18 protein-coding genes, 1 other RNA gene and 1 pseudogene are annotated in these 16935 nt (G+C 63.9%); 7 read left to right on the plus strand and 13 right to left on the minus strand.

All coding sequences use genetic code 11. The annotated features are described in order from the left end of the window. The first annotated feature begins 72 nt into the window (after positions 1-72). The 4 genes from ruvC to OKW43_RS30435 all read left to right on the plus strand — a co-directional run bounded on the left by ruvC (position 73) and on the right by OKW43_RS30435 (position 3362). Entirely contained in the window at positions 73-615 is a 543-nt protein-coding gene (ruvC, locus tag OKW43_RS30420; RefSeq protein WP_187635883.1) for a crossover junction endodeoxyribonuclease RuvC, read from the plus strand. Between the two features lie 75 nt (positions 616-690). After that, positions 691-1272, plus strand: a complete 582-nt coding sequence (gene ruvA / locus OKW43_RS30425; RefSeq protein WP_187635882.1) for a Holliday junction branch migration protein RuvA — start codon at positions 691-693, stop codon at positions 1270-1272. Between the two features lie 30 nt (positions 1273-1302). After that, the gene (gene ruvB, locus OKW43_RS30430; RefSeq protein ID WP_187635881.1) at positions 1303-2364 is read left to right on the plus strand and encodes a Holliday junction branch migration DNA helicase RuvB; all 1062 of its coding nucleotides are present in this window, start codon (positions 1303-1305) and stop codon (positions 2362-2364) included. Positions 2365-2387: 23 nt separating this feature from the next. Continuing rightward, positions 2388-3362, plus strand: a complete 975-nt coding sequence (locus OKW43_RS30435) for an oxygenase MpaB family protein (RefSeq protein WP_187635880.1) — start codon at positions 2388-2390, stop codon at positions 3360-3362. 35 nt (positions 3363-3397) lie between these two features. On the opposite strand, the gene OKW43_RS30440 is transcribed toward OKW43_RS30435, so the two are convergent. The 3 genes from OKW43_RS30440 to tyrS form a co-directional block, all read right to left on the minus strand. Continuing rightward, positions 3398-4090: a histidine phosphatase family protein gene (locus OKW43_RS30440; RefSeq protein ID WP_429451508.1), complete on the minus strand. Its 693-nt coding sequence runs from the start codon at positions 4088-4090 to the stop codon at positions 3398-3400. A gap of 96 nt (positions 4091-4186) precedes the next feature. Continuing rightward, the gene (gene dtd, locus OKW43_RS30445; protein ID WP_187635878.1) at positions 4187-4645 is read right to left on the minus strand and encodes a D-aminoacyl-tRNA deacylase; all 459 of its coding nucleotides are present in this window, start codon (positions 4643-4645) and stop codon (positions 4187-4189) included. Then, a complete protein-coding gene (tyrS, locus tag OKW43_RS30450; RefSeq protein ID WP_187635877.1) occupies positions 4642-5892 on the minus strand; it encodes a tyrosine--tRNA ligase in 1251 nt (416 codons plus the stop codon). The genes dtd and tyrS overlap by 4 nt, the downstream gene beginning before the upstream one ends. Before the next feature lie 247 nt (positions 5893-6139). Between tyrS and OKW43_RS30455 the strand changes: the two genes are divergently transcribed. Next, positions 6140-7270, plus strand: coding sequence for an anhydro-N-acetylmuramic acid kinase (locus OKW43_RS30455; protein WP_429451823.1), 1131 nt, complete (start codon positions 6140-6142; stop codon positions 7268-7270). A 121-nt stretch (positions 7271-7391) separates the two neighbouring features. Here OKW43_RS30455 and erpA read toward each other — a convergent pair whose 3' ends face one another. The 3 genes from erpA to rplM all read right to left on the minus strand — a co-directional run bounded on the left by erpA (position 7392) and on the right by rplM (position 8824). After that, positions 7392-7757 carry an iron-sulfur cluster insertion protein ErpA gene (gene erpA, locus OKW43_RS30460; protein WP_027198818.1) on the minus strand — a complete coding sequence of 122 codons (366 nt, stop codon included), beginning with the start codon at positions 7755-7757 and terminating at the stop codon, positions 7392-7394. A 234-nt stretch (positions 7758-7991) separates the two neighbouring features. Next, entirely contained in the window at positions 7992-8384 is a 393-nt protein-coding gene (gene rpsI / locus OKW43_RS30465) for a 30S ribosomal protein S9 (protein WP_011489810.1), read from the minus strand. Positions 8385-8395: 11 nt separating this feature from the next. After that, on the minus strand, positions 8396-8824 hold the full coding sequence (gene rplM / locus OKW43_RS30470; protein WP_027198819.1) for a 50S ribosomal protein L13: 429 nt from the start codon (positions 8822-8824) through the stop codon (positions 8396-8398). Positions 8825-9461: 637 nt separating this feature from the next. On the opposite strand from rplM, the gene OKW43_RS30475 reads away from it, so the two are divergent. Continuing rightward, positions 9462-9884 carry an OsmC family protein gene (locus OKW43_RS30475; protein WP_187635876.1) on the plus strand — a complete coding sequence of 141 codons (423 nt, stop codon included), beginning with the start codon at positions 9462-9464 and terminating at the stop codon, positions 9882-9884. Between the two features lie 81 nt (positions 9885-9965). On the opposite strand, the gene rnpB is transcribed toward OKW43_RS30475, so the two are convergent. The 3 genes and pseudogenes from rnpB to pyrC all read right to left on the minus strand — a co-directional run bounded on the left by rnpB (position 9966) and on the right by pyrC (position 12380). Further along, an RNA gene (gene rnpB, locus OKW43_RS30480) (RNase P RNA component class A) lies at positions 9966-10379 on the minus strand. A gap of 35 nt (positions 10380-10414) precedes the next feature. Further along, positions 10415-11307, minus strand: a pseudogene (locus OKW43_RS30485) (DUF3025 domain-containing protein). A gap of 11 nt (positions 11308-11318) precedes the next feature. Next, the gene (gene pyrC / locus OKW43_RS30490) at positions 11319-12380 is read right to left on the minus strand and encodes a dihydroorotase (protein WP_429451512.1); all 1062 of its coding nucleotides are present in this window, start codon (positions 12378-12380) and stop codon (positions 11319-11321) included. A gap of 163 nt (positions 12381-12543) precedes the next feature. Here pyrC and OKW43_RS30495 point away from each other — a divergent pair, with 163 nt between their 5' ends. Then, positions 12544-13503, plus strand: coding sequence for a class II glutamine amidotransferase (locus OKW43_RS30495; protein WP_187635873.1), 960 nt, complete (start codon positions 12544-12546; stop codon positions 13501-13503). Between the two features lie 101 nt (positions 13504-13604). Here the strand turns inward: OKW43_RS30495 and OKW43_RS30500 are convergent, their stop codons facing one another. From OKW43_RS30500 to OKW43_RS30515, 4 genes are all read right to left on the minus strand, one after another. Then, on the minus strand, positions 13605-14330 hold the full coding sequence (locus tag OKW43_RS30500; RefSeq protein WP_187635872.1) for an amino acid ABC transporter ATP-binding protein: 726 nt from the start codon (positions 14328-14330) through the stop codon (positions 13605-13607). Continuing rightward, positions 14327-15004, minus strand: a complete 678-nt coding sequence (gltK, locus tag OKW43_RS30505) for a glutamate/aspartate ABC transporter permease GltK (RefSeq protein ID WP_187635871.1) — start codon at positions 15002-15004, stop codon at positions 14327-14329. The genes OKW43_RS30500 and gltK overlap by 4 nt, the downstream gene beginning before the upstream one ends. Then, entirely contained in the window at positions 15004-15744 is a 741-nt protein-coding gene (locus OKW43_RS30510; protein WP_187635870.1) for an amino acid ABC transporter permease, read from the minus strand. The genes gltK and OKW43_RS30510 overlap by 1 nt, the downstream gene beginning before the upstream one ends. Before the next feature lie 91 nt (positions 15745-15835). Continuing rightward, positions 15836-16729 carry a glutamate/aspartate ABC transporter substrate-binding protein gene (locus OKW43_RS30515; RefSeq protein WP_187635869.1) on the minus strand — a complete coding sequence of 298 codons (894 nt, stop codon included), beginning with the start codon at positions 16727-16729 and terminating at the stop codon, positions 15836-15838. Between the last annotated feature and the right edge of the window lie 206 nt (positions 16730-16935).

Consider the following 16935-nt stretch of genomic DNA (forward strand, 5'->3'; position numbering starts at 1 on the left):
GAGCGGTCCGCCGCGCGCCGCGTTCGTTGTAGTATCGCAGGCACCTGGTTTTTATCGCTTGTGCGGCACCTCATGAGAATTCTCGGCATCGACCCCGGCCTGCGCGTAACCGGCTTCGGCGTGATCGAACAACACGGCCACACACTGCGCTATGTCGCGAGCGGCGTGATCCGCACCGCCGACGCCGATCTGCCGTCGCGGCTCGGCACCATCTTCGCGGGCATCTCGACGCTGATCCGCGAGCACGCGCCGGATCAGGCGGCGATCGAAAAAGTCTTCGTCAACGTCAATCCGCAGTCGACGCTGCTGCTCGGCCAGGCGCGCGGCGCCGCGATCTGCGGGCTCGTCGCGGGCGGCGTGCCGGTCGCCGAATACACCGCCCTGCAGCTGAAACAGTCGGTGGTCGGCTATGGCCGCGCGACCAAAGAGCAGATGCAGCAGATGGTCGTGCGCCTGCTGAGCCTGTCAGGCGTGCCCGGCACCGACGCCGCCGACGCGCTCGGCATGGCCATCTGCCACGCGCACGGCGGCTCGATACTGAGCACGCTCGGCGGCATCGCGCCGGCGCTCGCAAAGAAGGGGTTGCGGGTGCGGCGCGGGCGCCTGGTCGGCTAGCGCAACTATGCCCGCGCCGCCGATCCGCTGCGCTACACTCGCGCTTTCCCATCCGACTCTGAAAACTAATCCACCATGATCGGTCGCATCGCCGGCGTTCTGCTGGAAAAAAACCCGCCGCATCTGCTCGTCGACTGCAACGGCATCGGCTATGAAGTGGACGTGCCGATGAGCACGTTCTACAACCTGCCGTCGACCGGCGAGCGCATCGTGCTGCTCACGCAGATGATCGTGCGCGAGGACGCGCATCTGCTGTATGGCTTCGGCACCGCGCAGGAACGTGCGACGTTCCGCGAGTTGCTGAAGATTTCCGGCATCGGCGCGCGCATGGCGCTCGCGGTGCTGTCGGGCATGAGCGTCGCCGAGCTCGCGCAGACCGTTACGATGCAGGACGCCGCGCGCCTGACTCGCGTGCCGGGCATCGGCAAGAAGACCGCCGAGCGACTGCTGCTCGAACTGAAGGGCAAGCTCGGCGCCGACCTCGGCGCGATGGCGGGCGCCGCGTCGCCATCCGGCCACGCGTCCGACATCCTCAACGCGCTGCTCGCGCTCGGCTACTCGGAAAAAGAAGCGCTCGCGGCGATCAAGAACGTGCCGGCCGGGACGGGCGTGTCGGAGGGCATCAAGCTCGCGTTGAAGGCGCTGTCGAAGGGCTAAGCTACAAGCCGCGCGCGGTACAATGGCCGCATGATCGAAACCGACAAACTCGCCGCCGAGCGCATCATCGCGGCCACGCCCGTGTCGCCGAACGAAGAAGCGTTCGAGCGCGCGCTGCGTCCGCGCCAGCTCGAAGAATATGTCGGGCAGGAGAAAGTGCGCGGCCAGCTCGAAATCTTCATCGAGGCCGCGAAGCGCCGTTCCGAATCGCTCGACCACGTGTTGCTGTTCGGACCGCCGGGCCTCGGCAAGACCACGCTCGCGCACATCATCGCGCGCGAGATGGGCGTCAGTATGCGGCAAACGTCGGGGCCGGTGCTCGAACGCGCCGGCGACCTCGCCGCGCTGCTCACCAATCTCGAAGCCAACGACGTTCTTTTCATCGACGAAATCCACCGGCTCTCGCCGGTCGTCGAGGAAATCCTGTATCCGGCGCTCGAGGATTATCAGATCGACATCATGATCGGCGAAGGGCCGGCCGCGCGCAGCGTGAAGCTCGATCTGCAGCCGTTCACACTGGTCGGCGCGACCACGCGCGCGGGTATGCTGACCAATCCGCTGCGCGACCGCTTTGGCATCGTCGCGCGGCTCGAGTTCTATAACGCGGAGGAGCTCGCGCGCATCGTCACGCGTTCGGCCGCGCTGCTCGGCGCGCAGATCCATCCGGACGGCGCGGTCGAAATCGCCCGTCGCGCGCGCGGCACGCCGCGTATCGCGAACCGCCTGCTGCGGCGCGTACGCGACTTCGCCGAAGTGAAGGCCGACGGCAACATCACCGCGCAGGTGGCCGACGCCGCGCTCAGGATGCTCGACGTCGACGCGGTCGGCTTCGACCTGATGGACCGCAAGCTGCTCGAAGCGATCCTGTACAAGTTCGACGGCGGCCCGGTCGGTGTCGACAACCTCGCCGCGGCGATCGGCGAGGAGCGCGACACGATCGAAGACGTGCTCGAACCGTATCTGATCCAGCAGGGCTTCCTGCAGCGCACGCCGCGCGGCCGCGTCGCCACGCTGCTCACGTACCGGCATTTCGGGCTGGCCGCGCCGGATTCGTCGAGCGCGCTGCCGGGTCTGTGGGATTCCACGAACTGAGTCACGCAACGAGGCCGACCAGGATGTCCGACCAGACCGAGCAACCAGGCCCATCCGATCGTTCACCCGTCAATCCCGCCGGCGACCCATCCGGCAATTTCACGCAGCGCCTCACCCACCGCCTGCGCTCGAAGCTCGCCGCCGGCGTCACGCATCTGACGACCGGCAGCGGCCCGGTGCTCGACTACTCGTCACCGCCGGGCGACCCGGGCCTGTTCGGGCCCGACTCCGTGTGCTGGAAAGTCCACGCCGACTTCACGTCGATGATGACGGGCGGCATCAGCGCGCTGCTGCTGCAGGCGCTGCATCCGCTCGCGCTCGCGGGCGTCTGGGATCACTCGAGCTTTCGCACCGACATCCTGGGCCGGCTGCGTCGCACGGCGACGTTCATCGCCGGCACGACATACGGCAGCAAGAACGATGCGCTCGCGCTGATCGAGCGCGTGAAGCGCATCCATCTCGACGTGACCGGCGTCGCGCCGGACGGCCAGGCGTATCGCGCGAGCGAGCCCGCGCTGCTGACGTGGGTGCACGTCGCCGAAGTGTCGAGCTTCATGACCGCGCATCTGCGCTATGTGAACCCGGTGCTGTCCGTCGCCGCGCAGGATCAATACTTTGCGGAAACCGCGCGCATCGCGGAAATGCTCGGCGCCGTCGAGATTCCGCGCTCGCGCGCCGAAATCGAGGCGTACCTGCTCGCGATGCGGCCCGCGCTCGTCGCCAGCGAGCGCACGCGCGAAGTCGTCACGATCCTGATGAACGCGCCGGCACCGAGCTTCGCGATGCGGCCCGCCGGCATGCTGATGCTCAACGCCGGGATCGATCTGTTGCCCGACTGGGCGCAGACGATGCTCGGCCTGAGTCGCCACGCGGCGCTGCGTCGAACGTTCATGCGGCCTGGCGTGCGGGTCGTCGCGCCGATGATTCGCTGGGCGCTGGTCAATGGGGTATCGAAGCGGGCGCGGCGGCGCGCGGCGGCGGCGCGACAGCAGGACTGAACACGGCGCGCGGGTAGGGCCATCGCCTGCTCTGGTTAGCGGTTCGACTCCGGTCCCTTACTGAAACCATCGTCGTCGGTGAAACCATCGTCGTCGGCGCTGCCCGCGTCGAGATGCGATACGTCCGCCCACGACACGATCGTCGCGCGACCGTTCACGTAATCGACGATGTTCAGGCTGGTGTTCAGTAACGGGTAATCGCGCGGTGCGTTGAGCGGCATACTGGTTGCAAAGCGGCGCACGCAGTCGAGCACGCCGCCATGCGTGACACACGCGATGCGCCCGCCCGGATGCGCGGCGACGAGCGGCTCGATCGCATGCACGATGCGGTGGTAGAACACGCGTTGCGACTCGCCCTCGGGCGGCGCGAAGCCGGGATCGCGGGTTTGCCACTGTGCGTATTCGCCGGGAAAACGCAGCGCGATCTCGTCGCTGTCATGGCCCTGGAACGCGCCGTACGAGCGTTCGCGCAAATTCTCGCGCGATTGCAGCGGCAGGCCGAGCGCCTCGCCGATCGGCTGCGCGGTCTGCTGCGCGCGCTGCAGGTCGCTCGAATAGATCGCGTCGAGCCGCGCGCCCTGCTTCGCCTCATCGGCGAGGCGCTGCGCGAGACGTTTCGCTTGCGCGACGCCCGTCGTCGCGAGCGGTATGTCGATGTGGCCTTGAATGCGCTTGATGCGGTTCCAGTCGGTTTCGCCGTGCCGGATGAACAGGATCTGCGTCGTCATGAGAGAGGGTTGCCGTTCGCGGGTGTGTCGAGCGGCTATTGTCGCAAAATGCAGCGGCGCGCCTCGCGTGCGGCGGCGGCGCGCGTTATCGCCCGATCACGCGTTGGTCTGCAACCAGAAGGTGACCGGCCCGTCGTTGACGAGCGACACCTGCATATCCGCGCCGAACTCGCCCGTCTCGACGATCGGATGCTTCGCGCGCGCGGCCGCGACGAAGTAGTCGAACAGGCGCTTGCCCTCGTCGGGCGGCGCGGCCGGCGTGAAGCTCGGACGCAGGCCGCTATTGGTATCGGCCGCGAGCGTGAACTGCGACACGAGCAGCAGTCCGCCCGCGCGCCCGGCGCCGTCGAGGTTCTGCACCGACAGGTTCATCTTGCCGGCCGCGTCGCTGAACACCCGGTAGCCGAGCACTTTGGCGAGCAGCCTGTCGGCCGCCGCTTCGGTGTCGCCGCGCTCCGCGCAGACGAGCGCGAGCAGGCCTGCGTCGATCGCGCCGGTCACACGATCGGCGACGCGCACTTCGGCGCGCCGCACGCGTTGGATCAGCGCGATCACGCCGTCAGCGTCACGCGCGCGAAGCGGCGCTTGCCGACCTGCACGACGTACTCGCCCGCTTCGACCTTCAACCCCTTGTCGGACACCGCCGTACCGTCGATCTTCACGCCGCCCTGTTCGATGTTGCGCAGCGCCTCGCTCGTCGACGGCACGAGGTTCGCCTGCTTCAGCAGCTGGCCGATCGCAAGCGGTGCGCCCGCGAGCGCCACCGCCGGGATATCGTCGGGCACGCCGCCCTTCGCGCGATGATTGAAGTCCTCGAGCGCGCGCTCGGCGTCCGCCTGCGAGTGGAAACGCGCGACGATTTCCTGGCCGAGCATCACCTTGAAATCGCGCGGGTTACGGCCGGCGTCAGCTTCGCGCCTGAAGCCGGCGATCTCGTCCAGCGGGCGGAACGACAGCAGTTCGAAGTAACGCCACATCAGCGTGTCCGAGATGCTCATCAGCTTGCCGAACATGTCGGTCGGCTTTTCGCTGATACCGATGTAGTTGTTCTTCGACTTCGACATCTTCTCGACGCCGTCGAGCCCTTCGAGCAGCGGCATCGTCAGGATGCACTGCTGCTCCTGGCCGTACTGCTTCTGCAGTTCGCGACCGACCAGCAGATTGAACTTCTGGTCCGTGCCGCCGAGTTCCAGGTCCGCGTTCAACGCGACCGAGTCGTAGCCCTGCATCAGCGGGTACAGGAATTCGTGAATCGAGATCGGCACGCCGCCCTGGAAGCGCTTCGTGAAGTCCTCGCGCTCGAGAATGCGCGCGACCGTGTAGCGCGACGCGAGCTTGATCATGCCATCGGCGCCGAGCGGCATCGACCATTCGCTGTTGTAGCGGATCTCGGTCTTGTCGCGATCCAGCACGAGCGCGGCCTGCTCGAAATAGGTCTTCGCGTTCGATTCGATCTGCTCGCGCGTCAGCGGCGGGCGGGTCGCGTTACGCCCGGACGGATCGCCGATCAGCGACGTGAAATCGCCGATCAGGAAAATCACCGTGTGGCCGAGGTCCTGCAGTTGGCGCATCTTGTTCAGCACGACCGTGTGGCCGATGTGGATGTCGGGCGCGGTTGGATCGAGCCCGAGCTTGATACGCAGCGGTTTGGCCGTAGCCGCACTGCGCGCGAGTTTTTGCGCGAATTCGTCCTCGATCAGCAGTTCGTCGACGCCGCGCCTGGTCACGGCGAGCGCGTGACGGACTTCGTCGGTGATCGGGAAGGCGGAGGCGGGATTGGGCTGGGTGGACTCGGTGCTCATGCTGGAAACTTGAAGTCGCGAAAAAACAGGATTGTCCCATAGATGCGCGCCGCCGCGCCCCCTGACGCGCCCGCCCGGCCTCGCGACGAGCGGTGTTGTGGCCGCCCGCGCCACCTTCGCCGGCAGCGCCGCGGCGGCGAGCCGGTGCTGACGCACGCGCGACAGCCGCGACGCGCTTATCTTCGGCCGCGCTTGCGCCGATAATCTGCTACAACGAATCGCAATGAACATCGACAGGAGCAGCGACGTGGCGCAAGACCCCGCAGACGGCATCTATTTCGGACTGATGTCGGGAACCAGCATGGACGGTGTGGACGGCGTGGCTGTCCGGTTTGCCAAAGGGAAGCCGCCCGAGGTGCTGGCCGAGGCGTTTGTCGGCTTTTCGGCCGGCATCCGCGAGGCGCTATTCGCGCTGCAGCAGCCGGGCGACAACGAGATCGAGCGCGAGGCGCTCGCCGCCAACGCGCTCGCGACGCGCTACACGGTGTGCTGCCACGATTTGCTGCGCGACAGCCGCGTATCGGCCGATAACGTCCGCGCGATCGGCGTGCACGGGCAGACCGTGCGGCATCGGCCGGAAAAAGGCTATACGCGGCAGATCAACAACCCGGCCCTGCTCGCGGAAATGTTGCATATCGACGTGATCGCCGATTTCCGCAGCCGCGACGTCGCGGCCGGCGGCCAGGGCGCGCCGCTCGTGCCTGCTTTTCACGCGACGATCTTCGGTGCGAAGAACGAAACGCGCGTCGTCTGCAATCTTGGCGGCATCAGCAACATCACGATCCTGAACGCGACCGGCGGCGTGCGCGGCTTCGACTGCGGCCCGGCGAACGCGCTGCTCGACGCGTGGGCCGAGCGCCATCTCGGCAAGCCATTCGACGAAAACGGTCATTTCGCGGCGAGCGGCCAGATCGATCGCAAGCTGCTGAACGCGTTGCTCGACGAACCATTCTTCGCCGAGCAGCCGCCCAAGAGCACCGGGCGCGATCTGTTCAACACCGCATGGCTCGATGAGAAGCTCACGCCCTTCGCTGCGCTCGCGCCCGCCGATGTACAGGCGACGCTGGTCGCGCTGACCGCGGTGACGGTCGCGCGCGAGATCGAGCGGCATGCATCCGACGCGCGCGCCGTGTACGTGTGCGGCGGCGGCGCGCGCAATCCGGAAATCATGAAGGCGTTGCAGCAGGCGCTCCAGGATAGCGGCGTAGGCGGCGTGCCCGTGATGACGACCGACGCGCTCGGCGTGCCGCCGAGCCAGGTCGAACCGCTCGCGTTCGCGTGGCTCGCGATGCGCTGCATCGCGCGTCTGCCGGGCAGTCTGCCAAGCGTGACCGGGGCATCGGCGGAGCGGGTGTTGGGGGCTATTTATCCGCGCTAAGAAAAGGCCGATGCGAACAAACCCACGCCTTTTGACGTCGCGGGTTGCCTCTGCAGCGCGAAAACAATAAAAAAACGGCGCCGAGGCGCCGTTTTCACTGTGGCACGAAGACCCTGTCCGCTCAGACCGAGAACGACGAACCGCAGCCGCAGGTCGTACTCGCGTTCGGGTTTTTGATGACGAACTGCGCGCCGTTGATGTCGTCCTTGTAGTCGATCTCTGCGCCGACCAGGTACTGGTAGCTCATGGAGTCGATCAGCAGCTGGACGCCGCTCTTGTTCATCACGGTGTCGTCTTCGTTGATCGCTTCGTCAAACGTGAAGCCGTACTGGAAGCCCGAGCAGCCGCCGCCCTGCACGAACACGCGCAGCTTGAGCTCCGGGTTGCCTTCCTCATCGATCAGTTGCTTGACCTTGTCAGCCGCTGCGTCGGTAAAGACGAAGGGGGCCGGCATCTCGGTCACGGGGGTGTCGGTGACTGCGTTCATTCGAACTCTCCAAATAGCTTTAACCGATATTGTAGGGCTGTTCCGGATATCGTGCTGAAGCCCACAAAATCAATGGGCTCTTGCTGCAAGGTCGATGCAAGGCGAGACGATGCCGCTTGAGCGAACGAGACCGGCCTACGAACCCGGCAAGCCACAAAAAAAAGCCGCCTTCGCGCACGGCGTTGGCGGCTTTTGCTACAAACCGGCGTGAAGGCCGGTTCGCGCCCGAAACGATTATCGCTTCGAGAACTGCTTGCGGCGACGTGCCTTGTGGAAGCCGACCTTCTTGCGTTCGACTTCACGAGCGTCACGCGTGACGAAGCCAGCCTTCGACAGTTCCGGCTTCAGCGTCGCGTCATAGTCCATCAGCGCGCGGGTGATGCCGTGGCGAACCGCACCGGCTTGCCCCGTTTCACCGCCGCCCGTCACGTTGACCTTGATGTCGAACGTGACACCGTGGTTCGTGAGTTCCAGCGGTTGACGCACGATCATCAGCGACGTTTCGCGCGAGAAGTAGTCGGCGATGGGCTTGCCGTTCACAACGATATCGCCCTTGCCTGCCTTGATGAACACACGTGCGACGGCGCTTTTGCGGCGGCCCGTGCCGTAATTCCAGTTACCGATCATGTGGGCTCCCCTTAGATCTCAAGCGCCTTCGGCTGTTGCGCCGAATGCGGATGCGTTGCTTCAGCGTAGACCTTCAGCTTCTTGATCATCGCGTAGCCGAGCGGGCCCTTCGGCAGCATGCCCTTGACCGCCTTCTCGAGCGCGCGGCCCGGGAAGCGTTCCTGCATCTTGCCGAACGTCGTTTCATAGATACCGCCCGGGTAACCCGAGTGACGGTAGTACTTCTTGTCGGTAACCTTGTTGCCCGTGACCTTCAGCTTGCCGGCGTTGATAACGATGATGAAATCACCAGTGTCGACGTGGGGAGTGAATTCAGGCTTGTGCTTGCCGCGAAGACGGTGTGCCACTTCGCTGGCGACACGCCCGAGAACCTTATCCGTCGCGTCAATCACGTACCATTCGCGCGTCACCTCATGGGCTTTTGCGGAAAACGTCTTCATGATCGATCCAAAAAAATTGCTGCGCCCAATGTGTTCTTTCCTGCTTGTAATGTGCGCATCGAGGCGCGTGCAGGCTCTCCCTGGTTCTTCCTCCGCGGGCGCGGATGCGGAAAAGCCCTGAATTATAAAGGAATTTGTGCTCGCAAGTCAAAATGTGCGATGCGCTTGCCGCGAGCGGTCTGAAAACGGGGCGAAACGCCGGGCAACCGCGGGCGAAAAAAAACCCGAACAAGCGGTGCGGGTTTAATCCACCAAAGGAGGAGGTGGGAGGAGACAGCGGAGGTTGCAAAACTGCTGCAACGATGAGATGAATTATAAGTGCCGTCCTTGTGCGACGCAAGAACATCCGCATTACGAAATGTGTTTTCATAATGTGGCAGAGAAGGTGCGCAGACTACGTTTAGCGAAACTTCTTTTGTATCAATTACTAACGATTGAAGCATCCAAGTCGCGTCAGACTTCCCCCTAGAGTAAAACCCTGGCGGACGCAGGGAATTCGCCAACCGCCCGCCCATTTTGCACTGCAGCAAGAAGGCACCCACGCAGCATAAACTCGGATGCGCTCAGCGTGCGCTAATTGTTGGACACCGGGCTACAATGCCGTCTCGACGAAGCGATGCGCGGTGGGAGTGACAGCATGGAATGCAAAGTAAGCTGGATAGGGCAAGACGGGATGGCGTTCGCGGCCGAGACGGGCAGCGGTCATCTGGTCGCGATGGACGGCGCACCCGAAGGTGGTGGGCGCAACCTCGCACCGCGTCCGATGGAAATGGTGCTGCTCGGCACCGGAGGCTGCACCGCCTACGATGTCGTGATGATCCTGAAGAAGAGCCGCCAGGAGATCGCCGGCTGCTCGGTGACGCTGAAGGCCGAACGCGCGAGCGAAGATCCGAAGGTGTTCACGAAGATCCACTTCCACTTCACGGTGACGGGCAAGAATTTGAATCCGGCGACCGTCGAGCGCGCGATCAATCTGTCGCACGACAAGTACTGCTCGGCGTCGATCATGATCGCGAAGACCGCCGAGCTCACGCATTCGTTCGACATCGTCGCGCTCTGAGCGCGATAGCGGCCTCGGCCACCATCCGCGCCCCAAATGAAAAAGCCGGCGTCCCAACGGACGCCGGCTTTTCTAATTCACCGGCAAAGCAGGCCGATAAGCCGGATTCTGTGCACGCGCCGGGTCCGAAGACGCGACGCGCGTGGCAGCCATTCCTCTAGGCGCGCCATTACTGACGCGCTCAAGCTTCCTACCCGCAGACGAGACGGGGGCCCCGTCCTGCATCGCGAAGATGCGCGCCTGCCTACTTGGAATTGCTCCGGGTGGAGGTTACCGTGCCGGTCTGCCTTGCGACAGCCGCGGTGCGCTCTTACCGCACCGTTTCACCCTTACCTGATCCCGGCTTGCGCCGGGCCATCGGCGGTTTGCTTTCTGTTGCCCTGTTCCGCGTGTCGCCACGGATGGCCGTTAGCCATCACCCTGCCCTGTGGAGTCCGGACTTTCCTCGCCCTCGTTGGCCGAAGCCGTCGAGGCCGCGACTGCCTAGCCTGCTTTGCTGGAGCGGATTTTAACACCGAACGGGGATGCACCTAGCGTTTGCGCCGCCCCGCTCGGAACACGGACGTGTCGTCGTAGAAGGTCGGTGATTCATTTTCGGGCCACCAGCCCGGAATGCCGAGCACGGGCAGCGGCGCGAACATGCGGCTGGTCAAGGCGTCGGTGCCGAGCAGCGCCGCGCTGACCGCCTCGTCGAGCCACGCGTTGCGCGCGGGTCCCATTCGAAATAGTTGGGCGGCACCTCGACGATCCACGCATGTCCGGTGCAGCCCTTGAACGGCGCGATCAGCTTTTCCAGCAGCGCATGGCCAAAACAACGCACTTCGCAGCCGCGTCCCCACGCGTCGCGCCGCGCGACGAACAGCGTCTGCCAGTCGAAGCCGTGTAGCGCGGCGCACAGCGAAGGATCGGCGCAAGCGAACAGCAGCGCGTTTTCGTCGAAGAGGGTCAGCATATCGCGCACGCCGCCACGCGTCGGGCCAACACCCAGCACGTCGAGTTCCGCAGACTGGCGCGCGTTCAGCGCCGCCTTGATGCGCGGAAACGCGAACCACATCGAACCGTTGAAGAAGTCGTGCAGATTGTGGCGCGTCGGCACGCAACCGGTCGACGCGATATGTCCCTCGTACGCGGCGCCCGGTGGCAGATCGCCCTGCGCGATGAACGCGAGACGCTGGCCGCGGCCGGTGGTCGGTTGAATCCGAGCGGCGTCGGCGTTCATCGCGGCGAGCAGGTCCGCGTAGCCGGCCAGAGCGGCTTGCTGCCAGCGCTGACCGCGCGCGGCGAATTGCGCGAACCAAGGCTTCGACCAGTCGATTGCGGCGAAGCCTGGTGGCAGAGGCTTGGGTGCCATGCCGCGCGCAGCCTTCACTGTCGCCGCCACGTCGTCATCCGCAGCGCGCGGCCCCGCCTCACGCTCGCGCATCTACCGCGTCCTTAAACGAGACGCCAACCGATCGACTCGCCGCCTCGCAGCGGTACGACCGGCGTATCGCCGGCCGGCAGCTCGGCCGGCAGCGTCCATTCCTCGCGACGCAGCGTGACCTTCCCCGTATTGCGCGGCAGACGATAGAAGTCCGGACCGTGGAAGCTCGCGAAGCCTTCGAGCTTGTCGAGCGCGCCGGCCTTGTCGAACGCTTCGGTGTAGAGCTCGAGCGCGTGCAGCGCCGTGTAGCAGCCGGCGCAGCCGCACGCGTGCTCCTTCAGCCCCTTCGGATGCGGCGCGCTGTCGGTGCCGAGGAAGAAGCGCGGATTGCTCGAGGTCGCTGCCTCGACCAGCGCGACGCGATGCGTCTCGCGTTTGAGCACCGGCAGGCAGTAGTAATGCGGACGGATGCCGCCCTGGAAAATCGCGTTGCGGTTGTACAGCAGATGGTGCGCAGTGATGGTAGCGCCAAGCAGTTCCGGCGTGACGCCCGCTTCGCGGACGTAGTCGGCCGCGTCTTTCGTCGTGATGTGCTCGAAGACGACCTTTAACGCCGGAAACGCACGGCGCAGCGGCATCATCACGCGGTCGATAAAGACCTTCTCGCGATCGAACAGATCGATGTCCGAATCCGTCACCTCGCCATGCACGAGCAGCGGCATGCCGACTTCCTGCATCACTTCCAACGTCTTCGCGCACTTCATCAAATCGGTGACGCCGGCGTCGGAGTTCGTCGTCGCGCCCGCCGGGTATAGCTTCACGCCGTGCACGAAGCCGCTTTCGCGCGCGCGGCGGATTTCGTCGGGCGGCGTGTTGTCGGTCAGGTACAGCGTCATCAGCGGCTCGAATATCGCGCCCTCGGGAATCGCGGCGATGATGCGCTCGCGGTACGCGCTGGCCATCCCGGTCGTGGTGACCGGCGGTCTCAGGTTCGGCATGATGATTGCGCGCCCGAACTGGCGCGCGGTGTCAGGCAGCACGGCCGCGAGCATCGCGCCGTCGCGCACGTGCAGGTGCCAGTCGTCCGGGCGGACCAGCGTGACGGAATCGGGGGAAACGTTGGAAGCAGTCATGGCAGGAATACGAGACTTCGCGCGCCTCGCTGATCGACCGGTCAAACCGCGTTGTAGCGGCCCAAACACAGGTCAATTTCGCTATTTGGCGTGTTCGGCTCGGTGATATGCTTGAAAAATCATCATTGTAACGGCTCGCTCCGTTCACAGGCTCACCTGCAACATGTGCCAACTTCTCGGAATGAACTGCGCCGCGCCGACGGACGTCACGTTTTCCTTCACCGGCTTTGCGGCGCGCGGCGGCGTCACCGATCACCATGCCGACGGCTGGGGAATCGCTTTCTTTGAAGACAAAGCCTGCCGGTTGTTCATCGATCATCAATCGTCGGCCACGTCGCCGATCGCGGAGATGGTCAAGCGCTACCCGATCAAATCGAAAAACACGATCGCGCACATCCGCAAGGCGACGCAAGGGCATATCCTGCTCGAAAACTGCCACCCGTTCATGCGCGAACTGTGGGGACGTCACTGGATCTTCGCGCATAACGGCGATCTGCAGGCCTACGCGCCGGAGCTGAACGGCGTGTATCAGCCGGTCGGCACGACCGACAGCGAACTCTCGTTCTGCGCGCTGCTGGAAGGTTTGCGTAAGGCTTTTCCGGGCGCGCAGCAGCCGCCGCTTGATGAACTGTTTGCCGCGCTCGAGACGCTCGCGCGTGAAATCACGCAGTACGGTGTGTTCAATTTCCTGATGTCGAATGGCCAGGCGCTGTTCGCGCATTGCTCGACGCATCTGCATTACCTCGTGCGTCGCTGGCCGTTTTCGACCGCGCATCTGGTCGACGCGGACGTGTCGATCGATTTCGCCAAATACACGACGCCCGAAGACCGCGTCGCGGTGATCGCGACCAAGCCGCTGACCGACAACGAAGTGTGGACCGCGTTCAAGCCCGGCGATCTGCTGATGTTCCAGCATGGCGACGTGATCGGCCGCGCCAATATCCCGGTGCCGCAGTCGGTGCTCGAAAAGTTGCGCAATCCGGCGCTCGACGCATCGGCGTCGGCCACGACGATCGCGGCGTCGAACGGCGCGCACGCGGTGGGCACGAGCGGAACCACGCTTTCCCCCGACAGCGAACCCGATCTCGAAGCCGCCGATGACGCGGCAGCGTTCGAGTCGTAAGCCGCAGCCTTCACCCTACGCCTGCGCAACAAAAAGCCGCTCCACGGAGCGGCTTTTTTTCGTCCCGCGCGAGCCCCGAAACGAGGCCTGCGCGCCAACCCTCAGTGCAGAATCTTCGCGAGAAAATCCTTCGCGCGATCCGACTTCGGATTCGCGAAGAAGTCTTCCTTGCGGTCGTCTTCGACGATCAAGCCCTGGTCCATGAAGATCACGCGATGCGCGACCTTCTTCGCGAAGCCCATTTCGTGCGTCACGCACATCATCGTCATGCCTTCCTGCGCGAGTTCGACCATCACGTCGAGCACTTCGTTGATCATCTCCGGATCGAGCGCCGAGGTCGGCTCGTCGAACAGCATCGCGATCGGGTCCATGGAGAGTGCACGCGCAATCGCCACGCGCTGCTGCTGGCCACCGGACAACTGCCCCGGATACTTGTCTGCATGCGCGCGCAGACCGACGCGATCGAGCAGCTTCAGGCCCTTCGTGGTCGCCTCGTCGTTCGAGCGGCCGAGCACCTTGACCTGCGCGAGCGTCAGGTTCTGCACGATCGACAGATGCGGGAACAGCTCGAAGTGCTGGAACACCATGCCGACCTTCGAGCGCAGCTTCGACAGATTGGTTTTCTTGTCGGTCAGCGACTGGCCGTTGATGACGATCTCACCGTTCTGGAACGGCTCGAGTCCGTTGACGGTCTTGATCAGCGTGGACTTGCCCGAACCGGACGGCCCGCACACCACGACCACTTCGCCCTTTTTGACTTCCGTCGTGCAGTCGGTCAGCACCTGGAACTGGCCGTACCATTTCGAAACATTCTTGATAGAGATCATCTTGCGACCTTTTTCTGAAGACCTTTGACGAGGCTCGACGCGATCACGCAGATCACGAAATAACACGCGCCCGCGAACAGTACCATTTCGACGTTCGTGCCGTCACGATCGCCAATATTCGTGGCCGTGCGGAAGAAGTCGGCGAGGCTGATCACGTAGACGAGCGAGGTGTCCTGAAACAGCACGATACCTTGCGTGAGCAGCAGCGGCACCATCGCGCGGAACGCCTGCGGCAGCACGATCAGGCGCATCGCCTGCCCATAGGTCATGCCGAGCGCGAACGACGCGTTGACCTGGCCGCGCGGCACCGACTGAATGCCGGCGCGGATGATCTCGGAATAATACGCGGCCTCGAACAGCGAGAACGCGACCATCGCCGAGGCGAGCCGGATGTCGATGTCGGCCGACAGACCGAGCACGCTTTGCAGCACCTGCGGCACGATCAGGAAGAACCACAGCAGCACCATTACGAGCGGGATCGAACGAAAAAGCGTCACGTAACCCTGCGCGAACCATCCGAGCGGCTTGATCGACGACAGCCGAAACATCGCGAGAATGGTGCCCCAGATGATGCCGAACACGATCGCGATCAGCGTGATCTTGAGCGTGATGATCGCGCCGGTCCATAGCGTAGGCAGCGCGCCCGGAATACCGCTCCAGTCGAAATGATGCATCACTTGCCTCCGATATAGCCGGGCAGCCGGGCCTTCAATTCGACCCAGCGCATCAGTTGCATCACGATCAGATTGATCAGCATGTATGCGACCGTGACCGCGATGAACGACTCGTAAGTTTGCGACGTATAGTCGACGAGTTGGCGCGCCTGCGCAGACAGATCGAGCAGACCGATCGTCGAGGCGACCGCGGAGTTCTTGAAGATGTTCAGAAACTCGGAGGTGAGCGGCGGCACGATGATGCGGTACGCGACCGGCAGCAGCACGTAGCGATACGTCTGCCATTGCGTAAAGCCCACCGCGAGACCGGCCGCGCGCTGGCCGCGCGGCAACGCGTTGATGCCCGAGCGCACCTGCTCGCACACGCGCGCGGCGGTGAAGAGCCCGAGACACACGATCGACGACGAAAAGAACTGCGCGCCCGGCGGTAATTGCTTGAACGAGTTGCCGATCGACACAGGCAGCAACTCGGGTATCACCAGATACCAGATGAAGAACTGCACGATCAGCGGAATGTTGCGGAAAATCGCGACGTAGACGGTGCCGACGCCCGACGCCCATTTGTTCGGCACCGTGCGCAGCACACCGAAGAACGAGCCGACGACGAGCGCGATCACCCATGCCGACAACGACACGGTGACCGTCACCCACAGCCCCGACAACAGCCAGCCCAGATAGGTGGTCGGCTCGCCCGTGGAGACCGGACTCAGCAGAATGCCCCAGTTCCAGTGATATGACATGACCAAGACTCCGGCAAAAAGAAACGGAAGAAGCGCGTGGCCCCTTCCGTTCCGTTCAGCGTTTCGAAAGTGTCGAAAAGACAGCTAGGGTTTAGTCGATTGCCTTGTCGTTCGGATTCTTGAACAGCGCACGCATGTCGTCGCTCATCGGGAAGTTCAGGTTCAGGCCCTTCGGCGGGATCGGCGACTCGAACCAGCGCTTATAGATCTGTTCGCCTTCGCCCGACGTCTGCACCTTCGCGATCGCGTCGTCGGCGACCTTCTTGAAGTCGGGGTCGTTCTTGCGCAGCATGCAGCCGTACGCCTCACGCGATTGCGGCGTGCCGACGATCACGAAATCGCCCGGATTGTTCGACTTCGCGCGCTCGCCGGCGAGCAGCGCGTCGTCCATCATAAACGCGGCGGCGCGGCCCGTCGACAGCGTCAGGAACGACTCGCCGTGATCCTTCGCGCTGATGATGTTCATGCCCATGCTCTTGTCCTGATTCATCTTGCGAAGCAGGCGCTCGGACGTGGTGCCGGCGGTCGTCACGACGGTCTTGCCCTTGAGGTCCGGGAAATCCTTGATGCCGGAATCTTTCTTGGTCATCAGGCGCGTGCCGATCACGAAAATCGTGTTGGTGAATGCGGCCTGTTGCTGGCGCTCGAGATTGTTCGTGGTGGAGCCGCACTCGATGTCGACCGTGCCGTTCTGCACGAGCGGAATGCGGTTCTGCGACGTGACCGGCACGAGCTTCACCTTCAGATTCGGCATGTTCAGCTTCTGCTTGACGGCCTCGACCACTTTCAGCGCGTAATCCTGCGAGTAGCCGATCACGTTCTGCTTCTCATCGTAATAGGAGAACGGAATCGACGATTCGCGATGACCCAGCGAAATGACGCCCGTGTCCTTGATTTTTTTCAACGTGCCCGAGTCTTGCGCGTGCGCGCCAACCGTAAATAGTCCGAGAGTCGCGAGCAGCAGCGCAGCTTTTTTAATCTTCATCCTGATCTCCTTGGCAAGAACCGGCGCCAGTGTAACAAAGTAATTTTTCTGAAAGTATGGCTATTAACCATTCTGTTGCGCGCACGCCGCGACGGGTACGCGGCGCCGTCGCACAGCCGTTTCGCGCATATGAGAAGGCGGGCGGCATCGATAGGATGCCGCCCGCCGGTCAAACACGCCGTCTTGTGGACCGCGCTGATGCACAA

Source organism: Paraburkholderia sp. WC7.3g (assembly GCF_050436345.1).
In the GTDB taxonomy this organism is placed as follows: domain Bacteria; phylum Pseudomonadota; class Gammaproteobacteria; order Burkholderiales; family Burkholderiaceae; genus Paraburkholderia; species Paraburkholderia podalyriae.